3 protein-coding genes and 1 pseudogene are annotated in these 3,195 nt (G+C 41.5%); all 4 read right to left on the bottom strand.

The features are described from left to right. A pseudogene (locus HMPREF1051_RS00020) lies at positions 1-527 on the bottom strand (RHS repeat protein); the annotation flags it as partial. A gap of 79 nt (positions 528-606) precedes the next feature. Then, positions 607-1,134: a hypothetical protein gene (locus HMPREF1051_RS00015; protein ID WP_003762521.1), complete on the bottom strand. Its 528-nt coding sequence runs from the start codon at positions 1,132-1,134 to the stop codon at positions 607-609. A 225-nt stretch (positions 1,135-1,359) separates the two neighbouring features. Continuing rightward, entirely contained in the window at positions 1,360-1,827 is a 468-nt protein-coding gene (locus HMPREF1051_RS00010) for an SMI1/KNR4 family protein (RefSeq protein WP_003762528.1), read from the bottom strand. Between the two features lie 15 nt (positions 1,828-1,842). Next, on the bottom strand, positions 1,843-3,195 hold a 1,353-nt coding region (locus HMPREF1051_RS00005; RefSeq protein ID WP_003762524.1), incomplete at its 5' end, for an RHS repeat-associated core domain-containing protein.

Below are 3,195 nucleotides of genomic sequence, written 5' to 3'. Positions count from 1 at the left end.
TTGCCGGTGCGGTCGTAGCCGTAGCTGCGTTTGACGGCGGTTTGGGCATAACCCGCCGCTACTTTGGTTTTGCCTTTGCCGCCTTCGGTCAGGTCGTTGAGGGTGGCGATTTGCCGTTTCAGACGACCTAAAGGATCGAGTTCGTAGCGGCTGGCGAGCTTACCCTGTGTGCGGAAGATTTCGCGGTGCAGCTTGTCGCGTTCGATGTCGGTGATGACTTCGTCGTCGAGGCTGATTTGGTGCAGGTGGCCGCTGCCGTAATACAGGTAGTTGATTTGTCTGCCGTCGGGCAGGACGGTGGCGGTACGGTTGCCGTTGAAGTCGTAGTGGTAGCGGACGGTTTCGGTGACGGGCAGGTACAGCATGTCGTACTGCGCATCGCGCCAGTCGGTTTCGGGCAAACCGTTTCGGGCGTTCTCTTCTTTGTTCGGCACCTTCCATTGGTGCTGGGCGATGAGTTGGCCGTTTTCGTTGTAGTCGAAGCAGGTAAGTGGTGATGTATAGAGGAAAAGGTCGTCTGAAAACATATTTCAGACGACCTTGATATTTTATTAGATCTCAACTCAACCTACGGCTTATTTTAGATTTTATTAAATAGTCGAGTTTTTAACAAATTGACATAAAGCCTTCGAATGTTTTAGGCCAAGGTGTCCTGTTAAAACATTCCTTTAAGATTTTAGTGTCATTGGTCAAGTTATAAAATACTTCGAATAAGTCTTTTCCTAGTAGATATATATCTCCTACAAAATCTGTTGCGTATATATTAAATTCATTAGGTAAATCTTCACTATATATATCCCAAAATAAATAATAACCTGACTCACTTTTAGCAAATGGTTCCATTCGTTTCATTAAATCTAATGATTCACCTGGATAATAGTCAATATATTCGTTAATATTATTTATATATGTTGATTTTATATCTTCGCGAGCATTTTGCCATGAATCATGAAACTTAGGATTTAGAGGGATGTAAATTAAGTAATTATCCAATACCCTTCCCCAGCCAAATTGTGCTGCGAAAGATTGATAAGAATAAGGAAATGATTTGCTATTTGCAAATTTAAATTCTTTCAAGTATTTTTTATCAGCCAATACTTGAGAAGTATTCAATATTTTCAAGTCATAATCCATGTTGTATTTTCCTATTTCAAAATTTTGTTAGTTAAGTTGATCTGAATATTTTAACTGGTAGTTGCTCTATATTGCGGTAAATCGAGGCTGATGGCTGACCGACTTTCCCATCCATACTTCCTCCGGTATTTTTGGATGAAAATTATAGAGAAAGGTCGTCTGAAAATTGATTTCAGACGACCTTAAGGTTTTGTTGGGGTTCAATTCAACCTGCGGCTACTATCATTATAAATAGTTAGAATAAATTTTAGGAATTTCTATTTTCAAAAAATCTAAAAAATTTTCTGCATATAAATCATGATTACCCGTGGATAAATCAAAGCAATAAACTTCTTCATTTGCCTTATTGTTTATAACTTTAAAATAAAAAAATCCTATATCATTAACTTCTAGAAAGAAAAGTTTATCATGATTATCTTTGTTATAATTAATGTTCCAGTTATAAGTATAGAAAATATCCTGATCAGCATCATCTCTATACTCAGGAGGAAATACTGTTTTGATTAGTTCGCCCCATAATGTTATGGAGTCGTAATTTTTAATAAACCATCGATAGTATTCAGGTAGTTTCAGATTAAATTCCGACTCCCCAGCGGCAATCCAACCTTCATCAATTGAATTATTTATTCTACATATAGAATTTGGTAGCTTATTAAGCATTTCGGTTATTTGTTTAATTAATTGAGTATCCATAAAAATCTCCAGTTTTTAATCACATGTTCTTCCAAAGTCTTTTGCTCTTTCTTTCCAGTATGCAGAGCGATAATTATCAAATTCAGCAGCTAATGTCGATGGGGTTCCATCGTTATTTCTTCTAAAACTCGGAAATCTTGGAAGAGTTTGTGAGCGTTTGTTTGGATTTCTTGGGAAAGGAATATGCAATATAGCTGTATATTTCGTATGTATTGTCCAAGAAACCTCTGCCAAACTACCGCGTTTTCCATTTCTTAGCACTTCTTGCTGGGTAAGATGATGTAATTCAACAGATTTACCATCTTTACCAATAGGAGCCATTCCTTCACACATCCTATCTAAATTAGTACCACATTTATATCCTGTTGGTGATGTAGCATCCTTCCAACTAACTTTTCTAGTAGGAGTAAATAAAGTGTCATTTTTATATACTCTTCTACCTAAAACTTCTGTTTTTGTCCATCTACTCCATCCTAATGCATCTATCCATTTTAGAATATTGGGTGCGAAATGGTAGAAATTATCCCCACCCATCAACCCAATCGGATCCTGATTCACAAACCTCCCAGCATCAGGTTCGTAATACCTGAAGAAGTTGTAATGCAGCCCCGTTTCATGGTCGGCATACTGGTTTTGCAGGCGGAAGGGCTGGTATGCGCTATCTGTTACCTTGGTTTCCTCTTTCAGACGTCCCCAGCCGGTATAGTTGCCGAACCACAGCAAATTGCCGTCCTTATCGGTCATCTCACGCGGGATGCCGATTTGGTCGCAGTGGAAGTAGTGGGTTTGTTGGCGTTTTTTGCCGTCTTTGGTTGTCCAATCGCGGATTTGCGCTAAAGGCTCGTAGGAATCCGGGTCGGTATAGATATAGGTATATCTGCCGTCCGGGTGGATTTCCTGCAGTAAATGGCTGCCTTCCCAAACGAAGCGGGTTTGGTTGCTGAGGTCGTCTGAAACTTCCTGACTGTCTTTCAGACGACCTTTGCCTATCCTTCTGCCCAAGGCGTCGTAGGTGTAGGACCAAGTTTCTTTCGTGCCGTCTTTTTTGAAGATTTCCGCTTTGACCAGTTGGTCATGCAGGTCGTAGAAATAGTTCTGCACTTCGCCGTCGGCCAGCTCGCGGTGGATCAGGTTGCCGAGCTCGTCGTAGTAATAGGTCGTGCCGTTGTAGGTTTTCAGGCGGTTGTCGGGGATGGCATTGAGGCCGTCTGAAAGGATATTGTGTGCGGGGTCGAAGGCGAACAGTTCGTTGCCCGCTTGGGTAATCCTGCCCAGTTTGTCGTACTCGAACTTGGTCGTGCCCGTCCGCTGGTCGGTGCTGTGGGTCAGGTTGCCGGTACGGTCGTAGCCGTAGCTGCGTTTGACGGC

It is taken from the genome of Neisseria sicca VK64 (assembly GCF_000260655.1).
Taxonomy (GTDB): Bacteria; Pseudomonadota; Gammaproteobacteria; order Burkholderiales; family Neisseriaceae; genus Neisseria; species Neisseria sicca_B.
Note: the sequence above shows the minus strand (reverse complement) of the source record. Positions and strands in the feature narration are given on the sequence as shown.

What these genes read in the sequence shown, in the direction of transcription:
- HMPREF1051_RS00015 (WP_003762521.1), bottom strand. Translation starts at nt 1,134, where the DNA reads ATGGATTATGACTTGAAAATATTGAATACTTCTCAAGTATTGGCTGAT.
- HMPREF1051_RS00010 (WP_003762528.1), bottom strand. Translation starts at nt 1,827, where the DNA reads ATGGATACTCAATTAATTAAACAAATAACCGAAATGCTTAATAAGCTA.